General features: G+C 59.7%; 25 protein-coding genes. 15 read left to right on the plus strand and 10 right to left on the minus strand.

What is annotated here, in order from left to right; all coding sequences use genetic code 11:
- Positions 1–30 precede the first annotated feature (30 nt).
- Positions 31–723: a DNA-3-methyladenine glycosylase gene (locus ACJJU9_RS03020; RefSeq protein WP_407730028.1), complete on the minus strand. Its 693-nt coding sequence runs from the start codon at positions 721–723 to the stop codon at positions 31–33.
- 160 nt (positions 724–883) lie between these two features.
- Here ACJJU9_RS03020 and ACJJU9_RS03025 point away from each other — a divergent pair, with 160 nt between their 5' ends.
- The 13 genes from ACJJU9_RS03025 (at position 884) to ACJJU9_RS03085 (ending at position 13,196) form a co-directional block, all read left to right on the plus strand.
- On the plus strand, positions 884–2,155 hold the full coding sequence (locus ACJJU9_RS03025; protein ID WP_048367652.1) for a glutamate-5-semialdehyde dehydrogenase: 1,272 nt from the start codon (positions 884–886) through the stop codon (positions 2,153–2,155).
- A complete protein-coding gene (gene nadD, locus ACJJU9_RS03030) occupies positions 2,124–2,846 on the plus strand; it encodes a nicotinate-nucleotide adenylyltransferase (RefSeq protein WP_048367651.1) in 723 nt (240 codons plus the stop codon). Before ACJJU9_RS03025 ends, nadD begins: the two co-directional genes overlap by 32 nt.
- Before the next feature lie 71 nt (positions 2,847–2,917).
- Positions 2,918–3,412: a ribosome silencing factor gene (gene rsfS / locus ACJJU9_RS03035; RefSeq protein ID WP_407730029.1), complete on the plus strand. Its 495-nt coding sequence runs from the start codon at positions 2,918–2,920 to the stop codon at positions 3,410–3,412.
- Between the two features lie 9 nt (positions 3,413–3,421).
- Positions 3,422–3,889 (plus strand): 23S rRNA (pseudouridine(1915)-N(3))-methyltransferase RlmH, encoded by a 468-nt coding sequence (gene rlmH, locus ACJJU9_RS03040; RefSeq protein WP_003444191.1) that lies wholly within the window; start codon positions 3,422–3,424, stop codon positions 3,887–3,889.
- A gap of 15 nt (positions 3,890–3,904) precedes the next feature.
- Positions 3,905–5,800: a penicillin-binding protein 2 gene (gene mrdA / locus ACJJU9_RS03045; RefSeq protein WP_123751710.1), complete on the plus strand. Its 1,896-nt coding sequence runs from the start codon at positions 3,905–3,907 to the stop codon at positions 5,798–5,800.
- 31 nt (positions 5,801–5,831) lie between these two features.
- Positions 5,832–6,935, plus strand: a complete 1,104-nt coding sequence (gene rodA, locus ACJJU9_RS03050) for a rod shape-determining protein RodA (protein WP_194287807.1) — start codon at positions 5,832–5,834, stop codon at positions 6,933–6,935.
- A 17-nt stretch (positions 6,936–6,952) separates the two neighbouring features.
- Positions 6,953–7,963, plus strand: a complete 1,011-nt coding sequence (gene mltB / locus ACJJU9_RS03055; protein WP_123751712.1) for a lytic murein transglycosylase B — start codon at positions 6,953–6,955, stop codon at positions 7,961–7,963.
- Positions 7,963–8,952: a septal ring lytic transglycosylase RlpA family protein gene (locus tag ACJJU9_RS03060; RefSeq protein WP_048367643.1), complete on the plus strand. Its 990-nt coding sequence runs from the start codon at positions 7,963–7,965 to the stop codon at positions 8,950–8,952. The genes mltB and ACJJU9_RS03060 overlap by 1 nt, the downstream gene beginning before the upstream one ends.
- Before the next feature lie 85 nt (positions 8,953–9,037).
- Complete coding sequence (locus tag ACJJU9_RS03065; RefSeq protein WP_048367641.1) at positions 9,038–10,195, plus strand: D-alanyl-D-alanine carboxypeptidase family protein; 1,158 nt, start codon at positions 9,038–9,040, stop codon at positions 10,193–10,195.
- Positions 10,196–10,267: 72 nt separating this feature from the next.
- The gene (locus tag ACJJU9_RS03070) at positions 10,268–10,543 is read left to right on the plus strand and encodes a DUF493 domain-containing protein (protein ID WP_048367639.1); all 276 of its coding nucleotides are present in this window, start codon (positions 10,268–10,270) and stop codon (positions 10,541–10,543) included.
- Positions 10,543–11,196, plus strand: coding sequence for a lipoyl(octanoyl) transferase LipB (gene lipB / locus ACJJU9_RS03075; RefSeq protein ID WP_407730030.1), 654 nt, complete (start codon positions 10,543–10,545; stop codon positions 11,194–11,196). The genes ACJJU9_RS03070 and lipB overlap by 1 nt, the downstream gene beginning before the upstream one ends.
- 1 nt (position 11,197) lies before the next feature.
- Complete coding sequence (gene lipA / locus ACJJU9_RS03080; protein ID WP_048367635.1) at positions 11,198–12,238, plus strand: lipoyl synthase; 1,041 nt, start codon at positions 11,198–11,200, stop codon at positions 12,236–12,238.
- 4 nt (positions 12,239–12,242) lie between these two features.
- Complete coding sequence (locus ACJJU9_RS03085; RefSeq protein WP_407730031.1) at positions 12,243–13,196, plus strand: LD-carboxypeptidase; 954 nt, start codon at positions 12,243–12,245, stop codon at positions 13,194–13,196.
- 337 nt (positions 13,197–13,533) lie between these two features.
- Here ACJJU9_RS03085 and ACJJU9_RS03090 read toward each other — a convergent pair whose 3' ends face one another.
- The 5 genes from ACJJU9_RS03090 to leuS all read right to left on the minus strand — a co-directional run bounded on the left by ACJJU9_RS03090 (position 13,534) and on the right by leuS (position 19,526).
- Positions 13,534–14,847, minus strand: coding sequence for a lytic murein transglycosylase (locus ACJJU9_RS03090; protein ID WP_407730032.1), 1,314 nt, complete (start codon positions 14,845–14,847; stop codon positions 13,534–13,536).
- A gap of 50 nt (positions 14,848–14,897) precedes the next feature.
- Positions 14,898–15,047 (minus strand): alternative ribosome rescue factor ArfA, encoded by a 150-nt coding sequence (arfA, locus tag ACJJU9_RS03095; RefSeq protein ID WP_003444166.1) that lies wholly within the window; start codon positions 15,045–15,047, stop codon positions 14,898–14,900.
- A 97-nt stretch (positions 15,048–15,144) separates the two neighbouring features.
- Complete coding sequence (gene holA, locus ACJJU9_RS03100) at positions 15,145–16,182, minus strand: DNA polymerase III subunit delta (RefSeq protein WP_048367632.1); 1,038 nt, start codon at positions 16,180–16,182, stop codon at positions 15,145–15,147.
- Positions 16,183–16,229: 47 nt separating this feature from the next.
- Positions 16,230–16,829: an LPS assembly lipoprotein LptE gene (gene lptE, locus ACJJU9_RS03105; protein ID WP_048367630.1), complete on the minus strand. Its 600-nt coding sequence runs from the start codon at positions 16,827–16,829 to the stop codon at positions 16,230–16,232.
- Positions 16,830–16,919: 90 nt separating this feature from the next.
- Positions 16,920–19,526: a leucine--tRNA ligase gene (gene leuS / locus ACJJU9_RS03110; protein ID WP_048389689.1), complete on the minus strand. Its 2,607-nt coding sequence runs from the start codon at positions 19,524–19,526 to the stop codon at positions 16,920–16,922.
- Positions 19,527–19,759: 233 nt separating this feature from the next.
- On the opposite strand from leuS, the gene ACJJU9_RS03115 reads away from it, so the two are divergent.
- Together ACJJU9_RS03115 and ACJJU9_RS03120 are read left to right on the plus strand one after the other, a co-directional pair.
- Positions 19,760–20,047 (plus strand): hypothetical protein, encoded by a 288-nt coding sequence (locus ACJJU9_RS03115; protein ID WP_331367953.1) that lies wholly within the window; start codon positions 19,760–19,762, stop codon positions 20,045–20,047.
- A 146-nt stretch (positions 20,048–20,193) separates the two neighbouring features.
- Positions 20,194–20,955: a YdcF family protein gene (locus ACJJU9_RS03120; protein ID WP_153330316.1), complete on the plus strand. Its 762-nt coding sequence runs from the start codon at positions 20,194–20,196 to the stop codon at positions 20,953–20,955.
- Positions 20,956–21,049: 94 nt separating this feature from the next.
- Here the strand turns inward: ACJJU9_RS03120 and lnt are convergent, their stop codons facing one another.
- From lnt to ACJJU9_RS03140, 4 genes are read right to left on the minus strand one after another with little or no spacing between them, the layout of a single operon-like run.
- On the minus strand, positions 21,050–22,573 hold the full coding sequence (lnt, locus tag ACJJU9_RS03125; protein ID WP_123752037.1) for an apolipoprotein N-acyltransferase: 1,524 nt from the start codon (positions 22,571–22,573) through the stop codon (positions 21,050–21,052).
- A gap of 21 nt (positions 22,574–22,594) precedes the next feature.
- Entirely contained in the window at positions 22,595–23,434 is an 840-nt protein-coding gene (locus tag ACJJU9_RS03130) for an HlyC/CorC family transporter (RefSeq protein ID WP_048367621.1), read from the minus strand.
- 39 nt (positions 23,435–23,473) lie between these two features.
- On the minus strand, positions 23,474–23,935 hold the full coding sequence (ybeY, locus tag ACJJU9_RS03135) for an rRNA maturation RNase YbeY (protein WP_048367619.1): 462 nt from the start codon (positions 23,933–23,935) through the stop codon (positions 23,474–23,476).
- On the minus strand, positions 23,928–24,950 hold the full coding sequence (locus ACJJU9_RS03140; RefSeq protein WP_123752039.1) for a PhoH family protein: 1,023 nt from the start codon (positions 24,948–24,950) through the stop codon (positions 23,928–23,930). The genes ybeY and ACJJU9_RS03140 overlap by 8 nt, the downstream gene beginning before the upstream one ends.
- Positions 24,951–25,029 lie beyond the last annotated feature (79 nt).

Consider the following 25,029-nt stretch of genomic DNA (forward strand, 5'->3'; position numbering starts at 1 on the left):
TTAAAAAAAGATCGCGAGGCAAGCTCGCTCCTACAAGAGGGTTGTGTTTTCTAAAACGAGGTAGTCCTGCCCCTCAACCTGGCCACGGCGCAGCGGGTTGCGGGTGCAGTACGCCGCGAAGTCGGCGTCGACAAACCGGTACAGCAAATGTTCGTCACGACCGTGCGGGATGCCCAGGCGGGTGGTCTGCAGGATGCGTGACGGTCGCTCTCTGACGTCATCAACCCACAATCGTTCGCGGTCGAAACATTTGGCATCCCATTCGCGCACTTTCAGGCCCAGTGCTTTGCACAGCAGGGTTTGCCCCGCGCACAGCTTTTGCGCCGGGCGCGGCTGGCCCTGTGCGTCAGGATTATTGAGTTGCATCTGCGCCAGGCTGTCCGGGCCAGACAGCGCGTCGACCCACGGGTAGGCCGATTTGATCAGCACGGCGTTGCCGGGGCCCTGGGCGCTGAAGTTCAGCGAGTCGCCGCCGCGGGCGTAATACATGTAGATGTGCCCGCCATCCAGAAACAAAGCCTTACGTTTTTCTGTGTAGCCGAGTGAGGCATGGCTGCCTTTTTCGGCGCAGTAATACGCTTCGGTTTCGATAATCCGGGCGCTCAGCCACAGGCCGTTGACCCGATGGCGGATGACTTTGCCCAGCAGTTCGCGCGCGACAAGCTGGGCGTCACGGTCGAAAAAGGCATCAGGGAGCATCGTTGGCATCGTCAGCGGGGTCATAGATGGCAGAAAAGTTACAGATCATAGCAACTCGTGCTTAATCGGGGCTGAACAGAGACTATTTGCCGTCCATTTCGACCATCCGCCTGTCACCGCTGTGCGTGAGACGGCGGGACCGCTATAATCGGCCGCTTTCCCCTCTGCCAAGACCATTGAGACCATGACTGAGTCCGTTCTTGACTACATGACCCGCCTGGGTCGCGCTGCCCGCGAAGCCTCCCGAGTGATCGGCAGGGCCAGCACCGCGCAGAAAAACCGTGCCTTGCAAGGCGCTGCGTCCGCACTGGACGCTGCCCGCGAGGAGCTGACTGCCGCCAACGAACTGGACCTGGCCGCCGGCCGGGCCAACGGCCTTGAGCCCGCGATGCTGGAGCGCCTGGCGCTGACCCCGGCACGCATCGACAGCATGATCGTCGGCTTGCGCCAAGTGGCCAGTCTGCCGGACCCCATCGGTGCCATCCGGGATATGAGCTACCGTCCATCGGGTATCCAGGTTGGCAAGATGCGCGTCCCATTGGGTGTAGTCGGGATCATCTACGAGTCGCGTCCGAACGTGACCATCGATGCGGCCAGCTTGTGCTTGAAGTCCGGTAACGCGACCATCTTGCGCGGCGGCTCCGAGGCGATTCACTCCAACCGCGCCATTGCGATCTGCATCCAGCGAGGTCTGGCCGAGGCCGGGCTGCCGCCGGCCGTGGTGCAAGTGGTTGAAGTCACCGACCGTGCGGCCGTGGGCGCGTTGATCACCATGCCCGAGTACGTCGACGTGATCGTACCGCGTGGCGGCAAAGGCTTGATCGAGCGTGTCAGTCGTGACGCCCGTGTGCCGGTCATCAAGCACCTGGACGGTATCTGCCACGTCTACGTCAGTGCCCATGCCGACCTGCCCAAGGCCCAGCGGATTGCCTTCAATGCCAAAACCTACCGTTATGGCATTTGCGGCGCGATGGAAACCCTGCTGGTCGACCAAGCCGTGGCGGCGCAATTTTTGCCGGCCATGGCTGAACAATTTCGCGCCAAGGGCGTCGAACTGCGCGGCTGCGAACGCACTCAGGCGCTGATCGACGTGGCCCCGGCAAGCGAAGAAGACTGGCACACCGAGTACCTGGCGGCGATTTTGTCGATCCGTATCGTTGATGGCCTGGACCAGGCGATTGAGCACATCAATCACTATGGCTCCCACCACACCGACTCGATCGTGAGCGAACATCAGGGCGAATGCCGGCGTTTTATCGCCGAAGTGGACTCCAGTTCGGTGATGCTCAACGCTCCAACCTGCTTCGCAGATGGATTTGAATACGGATTGGGTGCTGAAATTGGCATTTCTACTGATAAGCTGCACGCCCGCGGCCCGGTGGGTCTCGAAGGTCTGACCTGCGAGAAGTATATCGTGGTCGGTGATGGCCAGTTGCGCGGCCAGGAGCCGAGCTGACTTGGGCGAACTTAGCCCTTCAGGCAACGTGCAGGTCAGCGACGTGTTACCCCGGCGCATTGGTGTGCTGGGGGGCACGTTTGATCCGGTGCACATCGGGCATTTGCGCGGTGCGCTAGAGGTAGCGGAAATGATGGCGCTCGATGAGCTGCGCCTGACCCCCAATGCCCGGCCACCGCACCGTGACACCCCGCAGGTGTCGGCGCTCGACCGTTTGGCGATGGTTGAGTGCGCCGTCGCAGGAGTCGCTACGCTGGTAGTGGACCCACGGGAGCTGCAACGGGACAAACCGTCCTACACCATTGATACCCTGGAGCTGATGCGGGCCGAGCTGGCCGCGGATGACCAGTTGTTTTTATTGCTGGGCTGGGACGCATTTTGCGGCCTGCCCATGTGGCACCGCTGGGAAGAGTTGCTCCAGCATTGCCACATCCTGGTGCTACAGCGCCCGGATGCCGACAGCGAACCGCCGGATGCCTTGCGCAACCTGCTGGCAGCGCGCTCGGTAAGCGACCCGCTGGCCCTGAAGGGGCCGAGCGGACAGATTGCATTCGTCTGGCAGACACCGCTCGCGGTTTCCGCCACCCAGATCCGTCAACTGCTGGCCAGCGGTAAGTCGGTACGTTATCTGGTGCCCGACGCGGTCCTGGCCTACATCGATGCGCACGGGCTTTACCGTGCGTCGAACTAAAAAAGGCGTGTTTCAAGGCGCGATTTGACGTGTATTGAAGCCGCTGAACATACGAGCAAAACGAGTTTTATATGACAAATAAAGATGTAAGCAAAGTAAAGCGCAAAGGCACCTTCAAAAGCGCCCCGTTGCCAGTTGCCGCCCACACAGGTGAAGTACTGGCTGGCGAAGCACTGGTGGAAGTCGCTGTAGCGGCCCTGGAAGACGTCAAGGCCCAGGACATCCAGGTTATCAACGTACGTGACAAGCACAGCATCACTGACTTCATGATCATCGCCACCGGTACTTCGAACCGTCAGATCGGCGCGATGCTCGACAAGGTGCGTGAAGCCGTTAAAGCACAGGGCGTCAAGCCGCTGGGCGAAGAAGGCAAAGGCGACAGCGACTGGGTACTGCTGGATATGGACGACGTGATCGTGCACATGATGACCGCCAGCGCCCGTCAGTTCTACGACCTGGAGCGTCTGTGGGCCGGTGCTGCACAAAGCCGTGCTGAAAGCGCTGCGCACCACAGCCCGGAAAACACCCATGAGCATTTCACCAAGCTCAACAAAGACCAGGAATAAGGGTTCGCTGTGCGCTTGCGTTTGATCGCTGTCGGTTCGCGTATGCCCAAGTGGGTGGAAGAAGGTTGGCACGAGTATGCCAAGCGTCTGCCATCCGAACTGGCGCTCGAACTGGTAGAAATACCGCTCAATACCCGTGGCAAGAATGCCGACGTGGCCCGGTTCATCCGTCAGGAAGGCGAGGCCATGCTGGCCAAAGTCGGCCCGGGGGAGCGGATCGTCACCCTCGAAGTGCACGGTAAGCCATGGAGTACTGAGCAACTGGCGGTTGAGCTTGATCGCTGGCGTCTCGACTCGCGTACGGTGAACTTTATGGTCGGCGGCCCGGAAGGGTTGGCGCCAGAAGTCTGCGCCCGCGCCGATCAGCGCTGGTCGCTGTCGCCGTTGACGTTGCCACACCCGTTGGTAAGGATTCTGATCGGTGAGCAGTTGTATCGCGCCTGGACGGTATTGTCCGGGCACCCTTATCACAAATAGCTCAGCGTCCCCGGAATGACCCAGCCAATTCGCCTCAAGGACCACGAAAAAGACGCACGTCTGGTGCGCAGCCGTGTCGTGGTCGGCGCACTGCTGGTGTTGGCCCTGATTTGCGTGCTGATTGCGCGTCTGTACTACCTGCAAGTGGTGCAGTACGACTATCACTCCACGCTGTCAGAAAACAACCGGGTGCATGTGCAGCCGATCCCCCCGACCCGCGGCCTGATTTATGACCGCAATGGCGTGGTGATCGCCGATAACCGTCCCAGCTTCAGCCTGACCATGACCCGCGAGCGAGCGGGTGACTGGCATCAGGTGCTCGACACCATCGTTGAGGTGTTGCAGCTCACCCCTGAAGACCGCACGTTGTTCGAAAAGCGCACAAAGCAGGGGCGGCGGCCGTTTGAACCGGTGCCGATTCTGTTCGAGCTCAATGAAGAACAAATTGCCCGGATCGCGGTTAACCAGTTCCGCTTGCCTGGGGTTGAGGTGGTTGCGCAATTGGTCCGCCACTACCCGCAAGGGGCGCATTTTGCGCACTCGGTCGGTTATGTGGGGCGGATCAACGAGAAAGAGATCAAAACCCTCGATAAGGTTAACTACAGCGGCACCCATCACATTGGCAAAACCGGTATAGAGCGCTTCTACGAAGCCGAGCTGCATGGCCAGGTCGGCTACGAAGAGGTCGAGACCAACGCTCGCGGCCGTGTGCTGCGGGTGCTCAAGCGCACTGACCCGATCCCGGGCAAAGACATCGTTCTGAGCCTGGACATCAAGTTGCAAGAGGCGGCTGAAGAAGCCTTGGCTGGTCGACGTGGGGCGGTGGTTGCTTTGAACCCGTTGACTGGCGAAGTGCTGGCCATGGTCAGCCAGCCGAGCTTCGATCCCAACCTGTTTGTGACCGGCATTGGTTTCAAGGCTTACGCCGAGCTGCGTGATTCCATTGACCGCCCGCTGTTCAACCGCATTTTGCGTGGCTTGTACCCGCCGGGTTCGACCATCAAACCCGCCGTGGCGATTGCCGGGCTGGACAGCGGTGTGGTGACGGCCAGTACGCGGGTGTTTGACCCCGGTTATTACCAACTGCCCAATTACGATCACAAGTACCGTAACTGGAACCGCAGCGGTGATGGCTTTGTCGATCTGGACAGCGCGATCATGCGCTCCAACGACACCTACTTCTATGACCTGGCCCACAAGCTGGGCATCGACCGTTTGTCGACCTACATGAATCAGTTCGGCATTGGTCAAAAAGTCTCCCTCGACATGTTCGAAGAGTCGGCAGGGTTGATGCCGTCCCGCGAGTGGAAGCGTGCAACCCGCCGCCAGGCCTGGTTCCCGGGTGAAACCCTGATTTTGGGGATCGGCCAGGGCTATATGCAGTCCACCCCTTTGCAGTTGGCCCAGGCCACGGCGCTGATTGCCAGCAAAGGCAAATGGAACCGTCCGCACCTGGCCAAGACCATCGAGGGCGTGCCGCCGGTAGACCCCAACCCCATGCCTGACATCGTGCTGCGCGACCCGTCTAACTGGGGCAAGGTTAACCATGCCATGCAGCAGGTGGTGCACGGCGCTCGCGGTACGGCGCGGGTCGCTGGTGTCGGCGCGCAGTACTTGATCGCGGGCAAAAGCGGTACGGCTCAGGTGGTCGCAATCAAACAAGGTGAAAAGTACGACCGGTCCAAAGTTCAGGAGCGTCACCGTGACCACGCATTGTTCGTGGGCTTTGCTCCGGCGAATAACCCGCAGATTGCGGTCTCGGTCATGATCGAAAACGGCGAGGCCGGCAGCCGTGTGGCGTCGCCGGTGGTGCGTTCGGTCATGGATGCCTGGTTGCTCGGTGAAGACGGCAAACTCAAACCTGAATACGCCAGTGTTTCAAAGGCGGAGGCTACGGCCAATGATGAGTAATTTTGACCGCATCCTCTCCAGTGAGGATGTGATGCGTCGCCGTGCCACGCTGTTGCAGCGTCTGCACATCGACGGCCCTTTGCTGATTTTGTTGCTGACACTCGCCGCAGGCAGTTTGTTTGTACTGTATTCGGCCAGTGGTAAAAGCTGGGACCTGCTGAGCAAGCAGGCCACCTCGTTTGGTATCGGTCTGGTGTCGATGTTTGTCATCGCCCAGCTGGAGCCGCGTTTTATGGCGCGCTGGGTGCCGGTCTGCTATTTGCTCGGCGTGATGTTGCTGGTGGTGGTGGACGTCATGGGCCACAACGCCATGGGCGCCACGCGCTGGATCAACATTCCGGGGGTGATTCGTTTCCAGCCCTCTGAGTTCATGAAAATCCTGATGCCCGCGACCATCGCCTGGTATCTGTCCAAGCGCACCTTGCCGCCGCAGCTCAAGCACGTGGCGGTCAGTTTGTTGCTGATCGGCATACCCTTCGGCCTGATCGTGCGTCAGCCCGATCTCGGCACCGCCTTGCTGGTGCTGGCCGGGGGCGCGTTCGTGCTGTTTATGGGCGGTTTGCGCTGGCGCTGGATCATCAGTGTGCTGGCGGCTGCGGTCCCGGTGGCGATTGGCATGTGGTTTTTCATCATGCACGACTACCAGAAGCAGCGAATCCTGACCTTCCTCGACCCTGAGAGCGACCCGCTGGGCACCGGCTGGAACATCATCCAGTCCAAGGCCGCCATCGGTTCGGGCGGCGTGTTCGGCAAGGGCTGGCTGCTGGGCACCCAGTCGCACCTGGACTTTCTGCCAGAAAGCCACACCGACTTCATCATTGCGGTGATGGGCGAAGAGTTCGGCCTGGTGGGCATTTGTGCGCTGTTGTTGATCTATCTGTTGTTGATTGGTCGCGGTCTGGTGATTACCGCCCAGGCGCAAACCCTGTTCGGCAAATTGCTGGCTGGCAGTTTGACCATGACCTTTTTTGTTTATGTTTTCGTCAACATCGGTATGGTCAGTGGGCTGTTGCCGGTGGTGGGCGTGCCATTGCCGTTTATTAGTTACGGCGGAACTTCGCTCGTGACGCTGCTGTCAGCGTTTGGGGTTTTGATGTCAATCCATACGCATCGCAAATGGATTGCACAAGTTTGATTAAGGTGAAGAATTCAATGCAAGCAATGCGTGGCTGGGCCGCTCGATACGCGTCGTGGATGGGCTTTTTGGGCCTGTTCGGGGCAGCGCAAGGCGCGGTGGCCGGCGACTACGATGGCTCGCCCCAAGTGGCTGAATTTGTCGGTGAGATGACCCGCGACTACGGGTTTGCCGGTGAACAGCTGATGGATGTGTTTCGTGAGGCTGAGCGCAAACAGAGCATTCTGGATGCTATTTCGCGCCCGGCCGAGCGCGTCAAACAGTGGAAAGAATACCGTCCGATGTTCCTGACCGACGCCCGCGTTGCCCGCGGTGTCGACTTCTGGCGTGAGCACGAAGCCGTGCTGGCCCGTGCCGAGAAGGAATACGGTGTGCCGGCCCAGGTGATCGTGTCGATCATCGGCGTCGAAACCTTTTACGGGCGCAATACCGGCAATTACCGGGTGATTGATGCGCTTTCGACCCTGGGCTTTGATTACCCGCCGCGCGCCGAGTTTTTCCGCAAGGAGCTGCGTGAGTTCCTGTTGCTGGCCCGTGAAGAACAAGTCGACCCGCTGAGCCTTAAAGGCTCTTACGCAGGCGCCATGGGCTTGCCGCAGTTTATGCCGAGCAGCTTTCGCGCCTATGCCGTGGACTTCGACAATGATGGCCACATCAATATCTGGAGCAACCCGGACGATGCCATCGGCAGTGTTGCCAGCTACTTCAAGCGTCATGGCTGGGTGGCGGGCGAGCCGGTGGTGGCCCGCGCCGACGTGCAGGGTGATCGCGTCGACGAAGGCTTGACCCAAGGGATTGAACCGGTCAAAACCGTTGGGGAGTTGCGAGCGCTGGGCTGGTCGAGTCATGATGCGCTGCGCGACGACATGCCGGTCACGGCGTTCCGTCTCGAAGGCGAAAATGGCCCTGAATACTGGATGGGCCTGAAGAATTTTTATGCAATCACGCGGTACAACCGTAGCGTGATGTATGCCATGGCAGTGCATCAACTGTCCGACCTGCTGGTTCAAGCACGGGGCAACAAGTAATGCCGTTTTTAGCCATTCGCACACCTCTGAAAATCGCGGCCTGCACGGCTATCGCACTGCTGATGGTGAGCTGCTCGAGCAGCCGCACCAGCACGCCGCAAACCGCGGGCACTATCAGCGCCAAGCCTGGCCTGGACATCAACCGCGCGCACAAAGACGGCGCGCCGTGGTGGGATGTCGACGTTTCGCGTATTCCGGATGCAACGCCAACCTTGCACACCGGGCCGTACAAGGCCAACCCGTACACCGTGCTGGGCAAGTCGTATTTCCCGATCCAGGAGTCCAAGAACTACGTGGCCACAGGCACGGCGTCCTGGTACGGCACCAAGTTCCACGGGCAGAACACCGCCAACGGCGAAGTGTATGACCTGTACGGCATGAGCGCGGCGCACAAAACGCTGCCACTGCCCAGTTACGTTAAAGTGACCAACCTGGACAACGGCAAGGCTGTGGTATTGCGGGTTAACGACCGTGGGCCGTTCTATTCAGACCGCATCATTGACTTGTCTTACGCCGCCGCCAAAAAGCTCGGCTATGCCGAAACCGGTACGGCCCGCGTCAAGGTTGAAGGCATTGACCCGCAGGCCTGGTGGGCTGCGCGAGGCCGTCCGGCGCCTTTGATGCTCAACGAGCCGCAAGTGGCGCAAGCTGCCGCCGCGCCGACCGTTTCAACAGGCAAGGTCGAACAATGGACGCCGCCACCGCAACAGCACGCGTCTGATGTCATACCGCCTGTAGCGGTGCACAAGGGCCAGGGCACCTATTTGCAAGTAGGCGCATTCGCCAATCCTGATGCGGCCGAGTTGCTTCGTTCCAAACTCAGTGGCATGGTCAGCGCCCCTGTGTTTATCAGCTCGATTGTGCGCAATCAGCAAACCCTTCATCGTGTACGCATGGGGCCGATTGCCTCGGCCGGTGAAGTGCAACAAACGCAAAACAGCGTGCGTCTGGCCAATTTGGGCCAGCCGAGCGTTGTGACCGATCAGTAACACTGAACACGTGGCAGCCCGTCAAACGGCTGTCAAAAAGTTTTGCCCGCGAGGGTAAGGTTCCATTAGCAAACTCGAGAGACGGATGAACATCACCACCTTTGCCAAACGCCTGTGCCTGCTTGTACCGCTGATCGTCACTCCTGCCGCCTGGGCAGCCGAGATGATGCCGTCGCCGCCACAGCTGGCCGCCAAATCCTACGTTCTGATGGATGCCAACAGCGGTAACGTGCTGGTGGAGAACAACGGTGATCAGCGTCTGCCTCCGGCCAGCTTGACCAAGCTGATGACCGCTTACATCGCGACTCTGGAAATCCGTCGTGGCCAGATCGGCGAGAACGACCCGGTAACCGTCAGCGAAAACGCCTGGCGCACCGGCGGTTCGCGTATGTTCATCAAGGTCGGCAGCCAAGTGTCGGTCAGCGACCTGTTGCACGGCATCATCATTCAGTCGGGTAACGACGCCAGCGTTGCGCTGTCCGAGCACATCGCCGGCAGCGAAGACGCCTTCGCTGACATGATGAACAAAACCGCTGGCGACCTGGGCATGTCCAACAGCCACTTCATGAACCCGACCGGCCTGCCAAACCCGGAGCACTACTCGTCGGCTCACGACATGTCGTTGCTGGCTCGCGCCATCATCCACGAAGACCCGACTCACTACGCGATCTACTCGCAGAAAGAGTTCTTCTGGAACGGTATCAAGCAGCCTAACCGTAACTTGTTGCTGTGGCGTGACAAGACCGTTGATGGTCTGAAAACCGGTCACACCGACGAAGCCGGCTACTGCATGGTGTCTTCGGCGGTACGTGACGGCATGCGCCTGATCGCCGTGGTATTCGGCACCAACAGCGAAGCAGCACGTGCTGCTGAAACCCAGAAACTGCTGACCTACGGCTTCCGTTTCTTCGAAACCCAGACCTTCTACCAGAAGGGCACGGAGCTTGCTCAAGCGCCAGTCTGGAAAGGCACCACTCACCAGGTTAAAGCTGGCCTGGCCGATGACCTGAGCCTGACCCTGCCTAAAGGCCAATTGAAAAAGCTGGCGGCGAGCATGACCATGAACCCGCAGCTGATGGCCCCTATCGCTAAAGGCGATGTGATCGGCAAGGTTGAAGTCAAACTGGACGACAAAGTTATCCACAGCGCTGACTTGATCGCGCTGGAGCCGGTTGAGGAAGGTGGCATTTTCCGCCGTGTGTGGGATAGCATCCGTCTATTCTTCTTTGGGCTGTTCAACTGATTTAACCCACCCTGTGTGGCCCCTTGCTGAGTGTGCAGGGGGCCACTCTGTAGTTCCCGAGGCCAATACGCCATGACCGATACCGAAGTAAAGGCGCCAAAGATCGAATTTCCTCAAACTGACTATCCGGTTAAGGTGATCAGTGACACGGGTGTGGGCAACAAAGACAAGATCATTGCCATCGTTCTGAAACACGCAAAGATCAATGACGAGCGCATCGACGAGCGTCAGAGCACCAACGGCAAATACACCACGATTCAGTTGCACATCGTTGCTACCGATCAAGACCAGCTGTACAACATCAACAGCGAGCTGCGAGCCACCGGCTTCGTGCACATGGTGCTGTGATGCCGCAGACCTTGGGTATTCGCGATTTGGGTGTGCTCGACTACGAGCGCACCTGGCAGGCGATGCAACGTTTCACCGACCAACGCAAGCACACGCCGGACACGCAAGACGAGGTCTGGCTGGTGCAGCATCCGCCGGTGTTCACCCAAGGTCAGGCGGGCAAGGCCGAACATCTGTTGTTGCCGGGGGATATCCCGGTGGTTAAATCGGACCGTGGCGGGCAAGTGACCTATCACGGGCCCGGCCAGTTGGTCGCTTACCTGTTGCTGGATGTGCGCCGTCTCGGTTTTGGCGTGCGTGAGCTGGTCAGCCGCATGGAGCTTTGCCTGATCGAGTTGCTGGCCACCTATGGCGTGACTGCGGCGGCCAAGCCCGATGCGCCCGGCGTGTATGTCGACGGTGCGAAAATCGCATCCTTGGGCCTGCGCATTCGCAACGGTTGCTCTTTCCACGGTCTGGCCCTGAATGTGGACATGGACCTGGAACCGTTTCGACGGATTAACCCCTGTGGTTATGCGGGGCTGGCAATGACCCAGTTGCGTGACCATGCAGGGCCGATTGATTTTGCCGAGGTAGGTGTCCAGTTGCGTACGCAGCTCGTCAAACACCTCGACTATGCTGAGCAGACGACCCTAACGGGCGGAATCGACTGATATGACTACTGCGCAAGACGCTGTTCAAACCCTGATCCCGACGCTGGATATCTCCGAACGTGTGGCCCGTGCGCAAGAGGCCCGTTCCAAGGTTGAGACTGGCGTTAAATTGCGCGGTGCCGAAAAGGTTGCGCGTATCCCGGTAAAAATCATTCCGACCACCGAGCTGCCGAAGAAGCCAGACTGGATTCGCGTGCGCATTCCGGTGTCGCCGGAAGTCGACCGCATCAAGGCGTTGCTGCGCAAACACAAGCTGCACAGTGTGTGCGAAGAAGCCTCCTGCCCGAACCTGGGCGAGTGTTTCTCGGGCGGCACCGCAACGTTCATGATCATGGGTGACATCTGCACCCGTCGTTGCCCGTTCTGCGACGTAGGCCATGGCCGTCCAAAACCACTGGACACCAACGAGCCGGATAACCTGGCCGTTGCCATTGCCGACTTGCGCCTGAAGTACGTGGTGATCACCTCGGTAGATCGTGATGACCTGCGTGACGGCGGTGCTCAGCACTTTGCCGACTGCATCCGTGAAATCCGTCGCCTGTCGCCGAACGTCGTGCTCGAAACCCTGGTTCCGGACTACCGTGGCCGCATGGACATCGCGCTGGAAATCACCGCCGCCGAGCCGCCGGATGTGTTCAACCACAACCTCGAAACCGTGCCTCGCCTGTACAAGGCTGCGCGCCCGGGTTCTGACTACCAGTGGTCGCTGACCCTGCTGCAACGCTTCAAGCAAATGATGCCGCACATTCCTACCAAGTCCGGCTTGATGCTGGGCCTGGGTGAAACCGATGACGAAGTCATTGAAGTGATGCAGCGCATGCGCGAACACGACATCGACATGCTGACCCTGGGCCAGTACCTGCAACCGTCGCGCAGCCACTTGCCAGTGCAGCGTTTTGTGCACCCGGACACCTTCGCCTGGTTCGCCGAAGAAGGTTACAAAATGGGCTTCAAAAACGTCGCCTCGGGTCCGCTGGTGCGTTCTTCGTACCACGCAGACGAGCAAGCCAAACTGGTTAAAGACATGTTGGTAGGCTCCTGAAACCATGAATAGCCGGTTCGCTGCGCCTGTGTCGTTTACTACTCACAGCGCAGTGCCCGCGCTGCCTGCTGGCGGGGTGATCGGTGTGATCGCCCCGGCTGGCCCCTCCGAATTCGATCTGCACAGTGCAACCCGATGGATGGAAACCCGTGGCTATCAGCTCAAGGTGTTTCCGGGCGTCTGGGAGAAAGACGGCTACCTGGCCGGTTCCGATGCTGTGCGCTTGCGTGACCTGCACGATGCTTTTGCCGACGACAGTGTGGATGCCATTCTGTGCATGCGCGGTGGCTATGGCTGCACGCGCTTTCTCGAACACATCGATTTTGAGCTGCTCAGACGCCATCCCAAGCCGTTTGTGGGCTACAGCGACATCACGGCGCTGCATTTGGCGATCACCCGTTACGCGGGCTTTGTGACCTTTCACGGGGCCATGCTGAATGCGGACCTGCTCGGCAACAAACAGCCGCCAACAGAATCTTCCTTGCTGCGCATGCTCAGCGGGCAACAACCGGCGTTGCTGGAGCACCCTGCGGCGTACCCGTTAACCACCCTTGCGCCGGGCAGTGCCAGCGGCCGTTTGCTGGGCGGCAACCTGTCGATGATCTGCGCCACCATCGGAACGGCGTTTGAGCTGGACGATCAGGGCATCATCCTGTTTATCGAAGACGTCAACGAACCGCTGTACCGGGTCGACCGCTTACTCACCCATCTGCGCCAGGCGGGCAAGCTTGGGCGGGTGCGCGGAGTATTGGTGGGGGATTTTGCCGGAGTCGATGTTTCGCGGTTGGAGCTGTTGCTCAAGCAAGAGCTGGGGCCGCTGAATATCCCCGTGCTGGCCGGCTGGCGCAGCGGCCATTGCGACCCGAACATCACCTTGCCGATGGGCGCGCACGTGCGTCTGGATGCCGACAAGCAGCAGTTGGTGCTTGAACAGGCCGTGGTAACGGCTCAAACCTGATTCTCTCCCTCGCGACTTTTTAAAAGATCAAAAGATCGCGAGGCAAGCTCGCTCCTACATTTTTTTGGTGTTCACTCCGTAGGAGCTGCCGCAGGCTGCGATCTTTTGACGTTAAAGATAGCTCCTATCAAACATAAAATAAGTGACTGACTCTAAAGGCCCTGTAGGAGCGAGCTTGCCTCGCGATCTTTTGATCTTGATCTAAGAGCCCCCTCACCCTAGCCCTCTCCCGAAGGAGAGGGAACCGATTGGGGGATGCCGAAGATACTCGCTGTCCTGTTTGCTGCGCGACAGCGTGGCGTCGTAGACGGGGCGGCAGCTCCTACAAGGTAATGGGTTATTGGCTGCGCAAACGCTCGAGCAGCTTGTGCGTCGGGTAGCCATCGGCGGGCCAGCCAAAAGCTTGTTGCGCACTACGAATCGCTTTGCGGGTGTTGGCGCCAATGATGCCGTCAGGGTTACCCGCATCGAAGTTGCGCTGGCTCAGAAGGGTCTGCAACTCCATGCGCTCGGTGCGGCTCAGGGGCAGGTCGTCTTTTGGCCAGTCGCCCACTATCACCCCGCCGCCATTGAAGCGCTGCGACAGCAAGCCCACCGCCAAGGCATACGATGACGAGTTGTTGTAACGCAAAATGGCGCGGAAGTTATCCAGCACTAAAAACGCCGGGCCACGGTAGCCCGCCGGCAACAACAAGGTCGCGCTGAGTTCTTCGGATCCGGCAGGTGCCTGGGTGCCAGCCGGCAGTGTTACGCCGAGCTTGCGCCATTCACTGACGCTTTTGCGTACCGCACCATCGGCCAGCGCGTAATCGAACCCGGCAGGCAACTGAACCTCAAAACCCCACGGCTGGCCTTGCTTCCAGCCTGAGCTTTGCAGGTAGTGGGCGGTCGAGGCCAGGGCGTCGGCTGAGCTGTTCCAGATGTCGCGACGGCCATCGCCGTCGAAATCCACAGCGTGGGTTTCATAGGTGGTCGGGATGAACTGGGTCTGGCCCATGGCGCCCGCCCAGGAGCCGAGCATCTTGTCCGGCGTGACATCGCCTTCCTGAATGATCTTGAGCGCGGCAATCAGTTGGCTTTGGGCGAACTCAGGGCGGCGGCCTTCGTAGGCGAGGGTGGCCAGTGAGCGAATCACCGACTTGTTGCCCTGGAAGGTGCCAAAGTTGCTTTCCATGCCCCACACCGACACCAGCGCCCGGCGGTCAACACCGTAGCGTTGCTCGATGCGGCCCAGCAGTTCGGCGTTTTGCTCCAGCAGGCGCTGGCCATTGCGCACGCGCAAAGGTGACAGGGCACCGTCGAGGTATTCCCAGACCGGGCGGCTGAATTCAGGTTGGCTGCGGTCGGCCTTGATCACGCTCATGTCGGGCGTAACGCCGTTGAACGCGTTATCGAAAATAGTCGGCGAGATCCCTGCGTTCAGGGCTTGCACGCGGAAATTGGCCAGCCATTGGTCAAAGCTTTGAGCGGGCTGAATGTCGGGCATTTCAGTGCTGGCGGCGTTGGTGGTGACCACCGGCGCGGCAGGCGGGACAGGCAAAGGCTGGGCATCGGCTGCGGTGGGTTTTTCTGCGCAGGCGACTAACAAGATGACGCTGGAAAAAGCAATCAGTTGGCGCATCGGCCAACGGTGTGAAGAACTTAAAGGCATGCGCAGGTCCACGAAATGCAAATCAGATGCAGACCTTATCATCCCCGCTGTCAGGCAGCCAGAAAGTAAAAAGCCTCCCGGTCTCTCGACTGGAAGGCTTCGCGGCGGTAGCTGCCTTTGCCTTTGGCGGGGCGTTCCTGGCGGCTGCGGAACAGGGGTTGGGCAACAATGGACTTGGCCTTGTTGGGGCGCTTGCTCATGGCTTTACTCTCGCTGGGTTGGAAAAGGCTCAATGTGAACGAGCGCAAATCATCGGCCAGTTTTTTTGAGTTGTCCAGTGCGTCCCCGCGTTGTGGATTACTCCGCTGGCAAATTCAGACGTTGCCCACACATTAGCAGCGTTAATCGGCTCAGGCTGCTCCAGGCTGACCCGGCGGCCTGGCCTTTGATCTGGGCATCAATGCGTTGCGCATCCATCAACAACTGGGCCCAACGTTGCGCCGAATAACGTTGTAACGCTTTGCTCATGAGTGGTTTGCGCTTGTCCCAGACCGGTGGGCGGGCCTGGCTGAAGGCTTTGTCCAGCGGGATGCCCTGGCTGTATTGCAGGGCAATGTTGGCCAGCACCCGTAACTCACGGGCCAGCGCCCACAAAATGACTGGTGGCTCGACGCCTTCGCCGCGCAGGCCCTCGAGCATGCGTAGGGCATGCGCCGCCTCGCCGTTGAGCACCGCATCGACCAAGCCGAACACGTCAAAGCGCGCGCTGTCAGCCACCGCAGCCTGCACGGTTTCGACGGTGATCTGGCCATCTTCGGCCATCAGCTTGAGCTTTTCGACTTCCTGGGCTGCCGCCAGCAGGTTGCCTTCAACCCGAGCGGCGATGAGTTCGACAGCGTCCTGGCTGGCAGCCAGCCCGGCTTGTGACAGACGCTGACGGATCCATTGCGGCAACTGGTTGGCGTCCACCGGCCAGATCTGCAAGAACTGGGTCTGCGGGCCTTCAATCAGGGCTTTGCCCCACTTGGTCTTTTGCGCACTGCCGTCGAGCTTGGGCAGGCTGATCAGCAACAAGGTGTCTTCGGCCGGGCGCGAGCAATATTCGATCAGGGCCGCAGCGCCTTTGTCGCCGGGTTTGCCGGAAGGCAGGCGCAATTCCAGCAGGCGCCGTTCGGCAAACAGCGACATGCTGGCGCCCGCTTGCAGCAGCGTGCCCCAGTCAAAGCTGGCGTCGGCGCTGAACACCTGGCGCTCATCAAAGCCCTGCTGGCGGGCAGCCGTGCGGATGGCGTCTGCGGCTTCCTGGCACAACAGCGGGTCATCGCCGCTGATGATGTAGACCGGCGACAGGCTGCCTTGCAGGTGTTTGGTGAGTTGAGCGGGGGCGAGTTTCATAGGGGCTAGATAGATGACGGGGCGCTTGAGCGCCCCGTATCCCTTACTTATGGCAGTTCGAGTGGCGACTGCTGAGGGGTTTCGGCTTCAGCTTTTTGCTGGGCTTCCAGGGCCGCTGCTTCTGCACGGGCCTTTTCATCGGCCAGTGTTTGCAGTTCGGCCAGACGTGCTGGCGTCAGTTGCTCAAGGCGCAGCAGGACTTGCTGAACCAGGTCGCGGTCGAGTTCCTTGCGGACCATCGAGGCTTCCTGAGTGCTACCCGCGATGTTGCCACTGTCTTGCATGAAGAACTTGCGGGCTTCAACTTTGTTCTCGAGCAACACCAGGTTGTTGTCGCCTTTGATCTGGTAGTTCAAGACCTTGGTCAGTTCGTACTCAGCGGTCGAGCCGGTGCCGGTGTAGCTGGCAGCGCGCTGGTTTTCTTGCTCATTGTTCAATACGAGCTTGTACGGTGCCGCGTCGGTGATTTTAACGCCGCTGCCTTCCAGCGCCAGGCGCAGGTCGCGAACGGTTTGGCCGTAAGCATCACGGGCGCTGAGGCCCAGCTCGGTAATGGTCAGTTGGTTGGTGCCGGTACCGCGCAGCTGGAAGCCGCAGGCACTCAACAGAACAGCGAGACCCATCACCAGCAAGTTGCGTTTGATCATGTGTAGCTCCCCTTGAAACCAGGTAGGTCGGCATTGCGACCCGAAAGGTTTTAATGGGCGCCCGGCTCAAAGGCCGGGCGCCTGTTCCAATTAGCTGGCGACGATGTTGACCAATTTACCCGGTACCACGATCACTTTGCGGATCGTCAGGCCTTCGGTAAAGCGCAGCACGTTTTCGTTGGTGCGGGCAGCCGCCTCAACCTCTTCACGGCTGGCAGCCGCAGGCATTTCGATGTGACCGCGCAGTTTGCCGTTCACTTGAATAACCAGCTGCAGGGTGTCTTGCACCAGTGCGCTTTCATCCAGGGTTGGCCAAGCGGCGTCAATGATTGCCGTGGCGTGACCCAACTGGCCCCACAGCACGTGGCTGATGTGCGGCGTGATCGGCGCGAGAATCAAGGCAACCGTCTCAAGACCTTCCTGCAGCAGGGCGCGGTCCTGTTCGGTGGCTTGCGGTGCTTTTTCGAGCACGTTCATCACGGTCATTACCTGGGCAACGGCGGTGTTGAATTTGTGATGCTGGCCGACGTCCTGGCTGGCTTGCTTGATGGCCTGGTGAATGGCACGGCGAATGACTTTTTGCTCGTCATTCAGACCGGCAACGTCCAGCGCGCCCGGCAGGCCCTGGCCTACGTGAGCGTGGGCCAGGCGCCATACGCGTTTGAGGAAGCGGTGCGCACCCTCAACACCGGCATCCGACCATTCCAGGCTGGCGTCAGGTGGCGAGGCGAACATCATGAACAGACGGCAGGTGTCTGCGCCGTATTGTTCGATCATGGACTGAGGGTCGACGCCGTTGTTCAACGACTTGGACATTTTTTGCGAGCCGCCGATTTCAACCGGCAGGCCGTCAGACTTTAGCGTGGCGCCGATGATCTTGGCCTTGGCGTCGCGCTCGACTTCTACGTCGTCCGGGTTGAAGTAGTCCTTGCCACCGTTGTCCAGGGTACGGAAATAGGTGTCAGCGATAACCATGCCCTGGGTCAGCAGGTTCTTGAACGGCTCGTTGGAACTGACCAGGCCTTCATCGCGCATCAGTTTGTGGAAGAAGCGCGCGTACAGCAGGTGCAAGATCGCGTGTTCGATGCCGCCGATGTACTGGTCGACCGGCAACCAGTGGTCGGCCGCCTTGCGCTCTACCAGGCCACCGTCGAAGTGCGGCGAAGCGTAGCGCGCGTAGTACCACGACGACTCGACGAAGGTGTCCATCGTGTCGGTTTCGCGTTTGGCCGGTGCGCCACATTTAGGGCAGCTGCACTCGTAGAACTCAGGCATGCGCGCCAATGGCGAACCGGCGCCATCGGGTACGACGTCTTCTGGCAATACGACCGGCAGTTGGTCTTCCGGGACTGGCACGTCACCGCAGGTGTCGCAGTGTACGATCGGGATCGGGCAGCCCCAGTAGCGCTGGCGGCTGATGCCCCAGTCACGCAGACGGAACTGGGTGCGCGACTGGCCCAGGTGCTTGGCAGTCAGGGCAGCTTCGATGGCATCGAACGCGGCCTGGAAGTCCAGCCCGTCGAATTCGCCAGAGTTGATCAGCGGGCCGTGTTCGCCGTAAGCGGCCTGCCACGGTGCTGGCGACTCATCGCCTGCGCTGGTGCGGACAACGGCCTTGATCGGCAGGTTGTACTTGGTGGCGAATTCGAAATCACGCTCGTCGTGCGCCGGCACTGCCATTACAGCGCCATCGCCGTAATGCATCAGAACGTAGTTGGCGACCCAAACCGGGAGCTTTTCACCGGTCAGTGGGTGTTCCACGAACAGCGAGGTGGGCAGGCCCTTTTTCTCTTGGGTCGCCACGTCGGCTTCGGCAACGCTGCCGCCTTTGCATTCAGCGATAAACGCTTGCAGCTCAGGGTTGTTTTGCGCTGCCAGGGTGGCCAGCGGGTGTTCTGCGGCCACGGCCACGTAAGTGGCGCCCATCAGGGTGTCTGGACGGGTGGTGAAGACTTTGAGTGCGCCCGCTTCGCCGATGGAAGCCTGGTCGTAGGGGAACTGCACTTCCATGCCACGGGATTTGCCAATCCAGTTGCGTTGCATGGTTTTGACTTGCTCCGGCCAGCCGGGCATGTCGTCGAGGCTTTCAAGCAGCTCATCCGCGTAAGCGGTGATCTTGAAGTAGTACATCGGGATTTCGCGTTTTTCGATCAACGCGCCCGAACGCCAGCCGCGGCCGTCGATCACTTGTTCGTTGGCCAGAACGGTCTGGTCGACCGGGTCCCAGTTCACGGTGCCGTTTTTACGGTAGATCACGCCTTTTTCGAACAGGCGGGTGAACAGCCACTGTTCCCAGCGGTAGTAATCAGGCTTGCAGGTGGTGATCTCGCGGGACCAGTCCACCGCCAGACCCAGGCTGCACAGCTGGGTTTTCATGTAAGCGATGTTGTCGTAGGTCCACTTGGCCGGTGCGACTTTGTTTTTCATCGCCGCGTTTTCAGCCGGCATGCCGAAAGCGTCCCAACCCATGGGTTGCAGAACGTTTTTGCCGAGCATGCGCTGGTAGCGTGAGATCACGTCACCGATGGTGTAGTTGCGCACGTGCCCCATGTGTAGCTTGCCGCTTGGGTACGGGAACATCGATAGGCAGTAGTAGGTTTCTTTGCCTAGATCTTCGCTGACTTCGAAGGACTTTTGGTTGTCCCAGAATGATTGGGCGGCGGCTTCTATTTCACGGGGTTGATATTGTTCGTGCATGGCTACTTGTACTAATGAAGGGTGGCCTAATCCTCTTCAACTCACGCGGACATTTTTGTTGCCCGGTCAGGTTGGAGCAGGGGTTACAGGAAGTCCCGTAGCATACATGACCCCACTCTATCGAGGGAAACCCTGATTGCCTCATCGTTCCGTTGGTCGCGGCGGCGCGCTGGTTTTAGCAGCGCAGCTACGCTGTTGGTGGGGGGAAGAAACTTCCTTAATGAGGTGGACGGATGGTTGAGTCGCAATACAAGGCTATAAATTCGGAGGTGTTCGAGCGGCTGATTGATCGTTTGAGTGTGGCTCTTGATTCAGCAAAGACGGCAGTGCGACTGAGAAACGAACGTCCTGCCGAATTGGAATTGCGTGGTTTGAGTCGTGCCGAGTTGGAGTTGATCAACGTTTATTTAAACCGGATCGGGCGTGAGGCTGATGAACGCCTGCAAGGCAGCGGTACTGAGCAAAAAGCCCCTCAGACAGCCAAGGTCATCTGGCTCAAAGACAGGGTTAAGGGTAAGTAGGCCGGCGCGACGATTCAGGTCGGGCCCACGTGAAGAGCGGCATTTCCTCAGGGTTGAGGTAACACGGGTTGTGATTGAGTTTTGGCCAGCCCTGTTGATGCCTCCCTTCAACCCCCTTAGGCTTCGGGCATCTATGGAGATGCTCGATGCCTTTTCGCTACTTTGTTAAACAACTTCTATTGCCTCCGGGCATCCTTCTTTTGTTCCTGCTGGCGGCCTGGTGGCTGCGCCATTCGCGTCCGCGTCTGGCCGGTGCGCTGTTTGCCGTGGGCCTTGGCGGCTTATGGTTGATGAGCTTGCCGGTGATGGTGGAGTGGAGCGCCCGCGCCATTGAGCGTGAGCCTGCGCTAGCCCCAAGCGAGTGGTCGAGCTTGTCTGAACGCGCCGATGCCATTGTGCTGCTGGGCTCCGGGCGTGAGCGCGGCGATCCGGCGTGGGGCAGCGATCAGCCCACCGGGATCGGCCTGGAGCGTCAGCGTTATGCGGCGCAACTGGCCAAGGCTTCGGGGTTGCCGGTGCTGGTCACGGGCGGCTTGCACTACGGCACCCCGCCAAGCGAGGCGCAGATAATGGCCGATTCGTTGCGCGAAGATTCGGGGGTTGAGGTTCGCTGGAAAGAAGAACGCAGCCGCACCACGTGGGAAAATGCGCAAATGAGTGCCGAAATTCTGTTGCCGCAGGGCATCAAGCGCGTGGTGGTAGTCACCCAGGCGTGGCACATGCCGCGTTCGGTGTGGAGTTTTGAAAAGGCGGGGTTTGAGGTTGTGCCTGCACCGGTCGGCTTTTTAAGCGTCGACAACGCCAGGCCACTGGGCGGCTGGATGCCGGAGTACAAGTCGTTTTGGCAGTCCGGGCTGTTGCTCAACGAAGCCGTCGGGCAGATTGCCTACCCGTTGTTTTACCGGTAAGTGCGCATTGTGGGAGCGAGCTTGCCTCGCGATCTTTTGATCTTTAAAAGATCGCGAGGCAAGCTCGCTCCTACAGGGGGTTGGCTTTTCGGGTTTACACTGTCTTGGCGATGCGGCTGGTGATCAGCGCCCAGCCAATCAGCAACGCACACAGGATTGCCAGCGGCCACGAGCGCCATTGCAGGTAAGGCGTCAGGTTGTGCATGGGCACCACGTCGCCATACAGGATCCCTTGCTCGAACTGCGGGATCTGCGTGGTGATCTGCCCAAACGGGTTGATCAGCGCGGTGACGCCGTTGTTGGTCGCCCGGATCATCCAGCGGCCCGCTTCAAGGGCGCGCATCTGGGCCATCTGCAAATGTTGCAGGGGGCCGATCGAGGTGCCGAACCAGGTGTCGTTGCTGATGGTCAGCAAAATATCGCTTTGCGCGGCCAGCCCGGCGACAAAGTCCGGGTACACCACTTCGTAGCAAATCAGCGGGGCAATCTGGTAACCCTTGGCTTGCAACATGGGTTGGTCGGCAGGCCCGCGGGCAAAGTCTGACATCGGCAGGTCAAAAAACGCGATCAGGCCGCGCAGTACGTCCTGCAACGGGACGTACTCGCCAAACGGTACGAGTTTTTGTTTCAGGTACACGCCATCGCCTTCACCCACGGCCGTGATGCCGTTGAAGAAGCGCGATTCGTGGCGCACTTCTTCACGGATCGGCACGCCGGTAATCAGCGCGGAATTTCGCTCGGCGGCGAACCGGCTCATCATCGTCAAATAGCCTTCGGCGTTCTCTTTGAGCACCGGAATGGCCGTTTCAGGCCACACAATCAGGTCGACGCGCTTGGAGCTGAAGGTCATGTCGCGGTACAGCGCCAACTGCGCATTAAGCTCAGCCGGGTCCCATTTCATGCTTTGTGCGACGTTGCCCTGCATCGCCGCCACGCTCAGCGGGTCACCCGACGGGCTGGTCCAGGCGTGATGCTTGAGCGCAACACCGATGCACCAAGGACCGACCAGCAACACCACGGCAGCGCCGATAAAGGCTTTGCGCCTGGCTTTGATCAGGCGGGGCAGGTTGCACAGCAACGCTGCGGTCAGCGCCAGGGTGAACGAAATCAGCCACATGCCGCCCAGCGGCGCAAGCCCGGCCAGGGGGCCGTCGAGTTGGCTGTAACCCGAGTAAAGCCAAGGGAAACCTGTGAGGAACCAGCCGCGGAAAGCCTCTTGGGCCGTCCACAGCGCAGCAAAGGCCAGGGTGTCGGCCAGCGGCGCTTCATTGCGGCGGATCCAGCGTGCCCACAGCCAGGCGGGCAGGGCAAAGAACCAGGCAATGGCGGCGGTAAACAGCAGCATCAGGAAGCCGGCCAGTAGCACCGAAGCCCCGCCGAAGTGGTGAATGCTGTAGTAGATCCAGCTGGTGCCCGCGCCAAACAGGCCAAAGCCGAAGCACCAGCCACGGCCCAGCGCCTGCTTGGGCGACAGGTCGCGCAAGCCCAGATAGAACAGGGCCAGGGCAACCAGTGCCAGCGGCCAGATATCGAAAGGTGCCAACGCCAGGGTTGTCAGTGCGCCGGCCACCACAGCCAGCAAGTTACCGGGCCAGCCGGGGGCGGTTATCCAGCGCATTTCAATCCTTAGCGTCAGGGTTTAGCGGGCAATAGGCGTTAAGCGAATCAGGTGAATCCGGCGGCTGTCGGCATTGAGGATGCGGAAGCGGTAAGGGCCGATTTCAGTGATTTCGTTGCGTTTTGGCAAATGCCCGAACGCACTCATGACCAAGCCGCCAACGGTGTCGAACTCATCGTCGGAGAAGTCGCTGTCAAAGAACTCGTTGAAGTTCTCGATAGGCGTCAGGGCCTTGATCAGGAAGTCACCGCTGGGCAGCGGCTTGATGTAGCTGTCTTCTTCGACATCGTGTTCGTCTTCGATGTCGCCGACGATCTGTTCCAGAACGTCTTCAATCGTCACCAGACCGGCCACGCCGCCGTATTCGTCAATGACGATGGCCATGTGGTTGTGGTTGGCACGGAACTCACGCAACAACACGTTCAGGCGCTTGGACTCAGGGACAAACGTCGCTGGACGGAGCAGATCCTTGATGTTGAATTTGTCGCCGTTCTCTTGAAGGATCAGCGGCAGCAGGTCTTTGGCCAGCAGGACGCCGAGAACGTCATCGTGGCTTTCGCCGATCACGGGATAACGCGAGTGCGCTGCGTCGATGATCGCCGGGAGGAATTCGCGGGGTGTCTGGGTCGCCTTGATGCTGATCATCTGCGAACGCGGAACCATGATGTCCCGTACTTGCAGGTCAGCCACCTGGATGGCGCCTTCGACGATGGCCAGCGCTTCGCTGTCCAACAGTTTGTTCTGATGTGCTTCGCGCAGCAGCTCCAGCAGCTCCTGGCGGTTTTTCGGCTCATGGGCAAAGGCCTGGGTCAGCTTACCCAACCATGACTTTTGCCCGTTGCTCGATCGGTCTTCGCTCATAGCGATTTACTCGTATCCCTTGGTCGTTTCAGTGGGTTGTTAATCAGTTTCGTCGTCTGCATACGGATCCGGATGACCCAGTTCTGCAAGCAACGTTCGTTCCAGCGCTTCCATCTCTTCGGCTTCTTCGTCTTCTATATGGTCGTAACCCAGAAGATGCAAGCAGCCGTGGATCACCAAGTGAGCCCAGTGAGCGTCAAGTGCCTTGCCTTGTTCGGCGGCTTCGCGCTCGACCACGGCCACACAGATGACCAGGTCACCCAGAAGCGGGATATCAAGGAATTCGTCCGGCACTTCTGCCGGAAAAGACAGCACGTTGGTCGCGTAGTCTTTGTGCCGCCAAGTGTGATTAAGCTCACGGCCTTCGGCTTCGTCCACCAGACGAATGGTCATTTCCGAGTCGGCGGTGCGCTGGCGCAGCGCCAGTTCGCACCACTGGCGGAACTGGGCTTCGCTGGGCGCAGCGGCTTCGGTGGCCAATTGCAGGTCAAGCTCAAGCATCGTTGCGGTAATCCTTGGCGGCGGGCAGGGCGGCCAGCTTGTCAGCGGCCTCCTGTTCGTAGCGCCCGTAGGCCTCAACGATGCGTTGTACCAGCGGGTGGCGAACAACGTCTTTGGACAAAAAGTGCGTAAAGCTGATGCCCGGCACGTCCTTGAGCACGTCGATCACGTGGGTCAGCCCCGACTTGGTGCCTTTTGGCAGGTCGATCTGGGTGATGTCACCGGTGATCACGGCCGTGGAGCCGAAGCCGATACGGGTCAGGAACATCTTCATCTGCTCGACGGTGGTGTTCTGGCTTTCGTCGAGAATGATGAAGCTGTTGTTCAGCGTGCGACCGCGCATGTAGGCCAGCGGTGCCACTTCAATGATCTGCCGCTCGATCAGCTTGGCCACGTATTCAAATCCGAGCATTTCGTACAGGGCGTCATACAGCGGGCGCAGGTACGGGTCTATTTTTTGCGACAGATCGCCCGGCAGGAAGCCGAGTTTTTCACCCGCTTCAACCGCCGGGCGCACCAGCAGGATGCGGCGGATCTGCTCGCGCTCCAGGGCGTCAACTGCGCAGGCCACGGCCAGGTAGGTCTTACCCGTACCGGCTGGGCCAATGCCGAAGTTGATGTCGTTGCCGAGGATTTCTTTGACGTAGCGCTGCTGGTTGGTGCCGCGCGGGCGGATCATGCCCTTTTTGGTGCGCAGCGACACGCTGGCCTCGGCCACAGGCGTATTGGCCAGGTCATCGGTGGCAGCAGACTCTTGCAAAAACAGGTGCACCAAGTCCGGCGAAAGCTCAGTGGCTTGGGTTTCGCGGTACAGACGGCGCAGCAGGTGTTCTGCAGAAACGGTCAGTTTGGGGTCGCCGATCATTTCGAACTGGTTACCGCGATTGCGGATTTCGATGCCCAGACGTTGTTCAACCAAGCGCAAATGCTCGTCGAATTGTCCGCACAGATTGGCGAAGCGGCGAGCCTCAAAAGGCTCGAGGAGAAAACGATGTGGTTCGATGGGTGCGTTCAAGGTCGTTTTTAGCCGCCCTAAGGCAATTGAGGTGAGATGAAGGATAACGCTAGCAGGTCACGCGCGAAAGGGCCGTGAT

Source organism: Pseudomonas helleri, from assembly GCF_045830615.1.
Taxonomy (GTDB): domain Bacteria; phylum Pseudomonadota; class Gammaproteobacteria; order Pseudomonadales; family Pseudomonadaceae; genus Aquipseudomonas; species Aquipseudomonas helleri.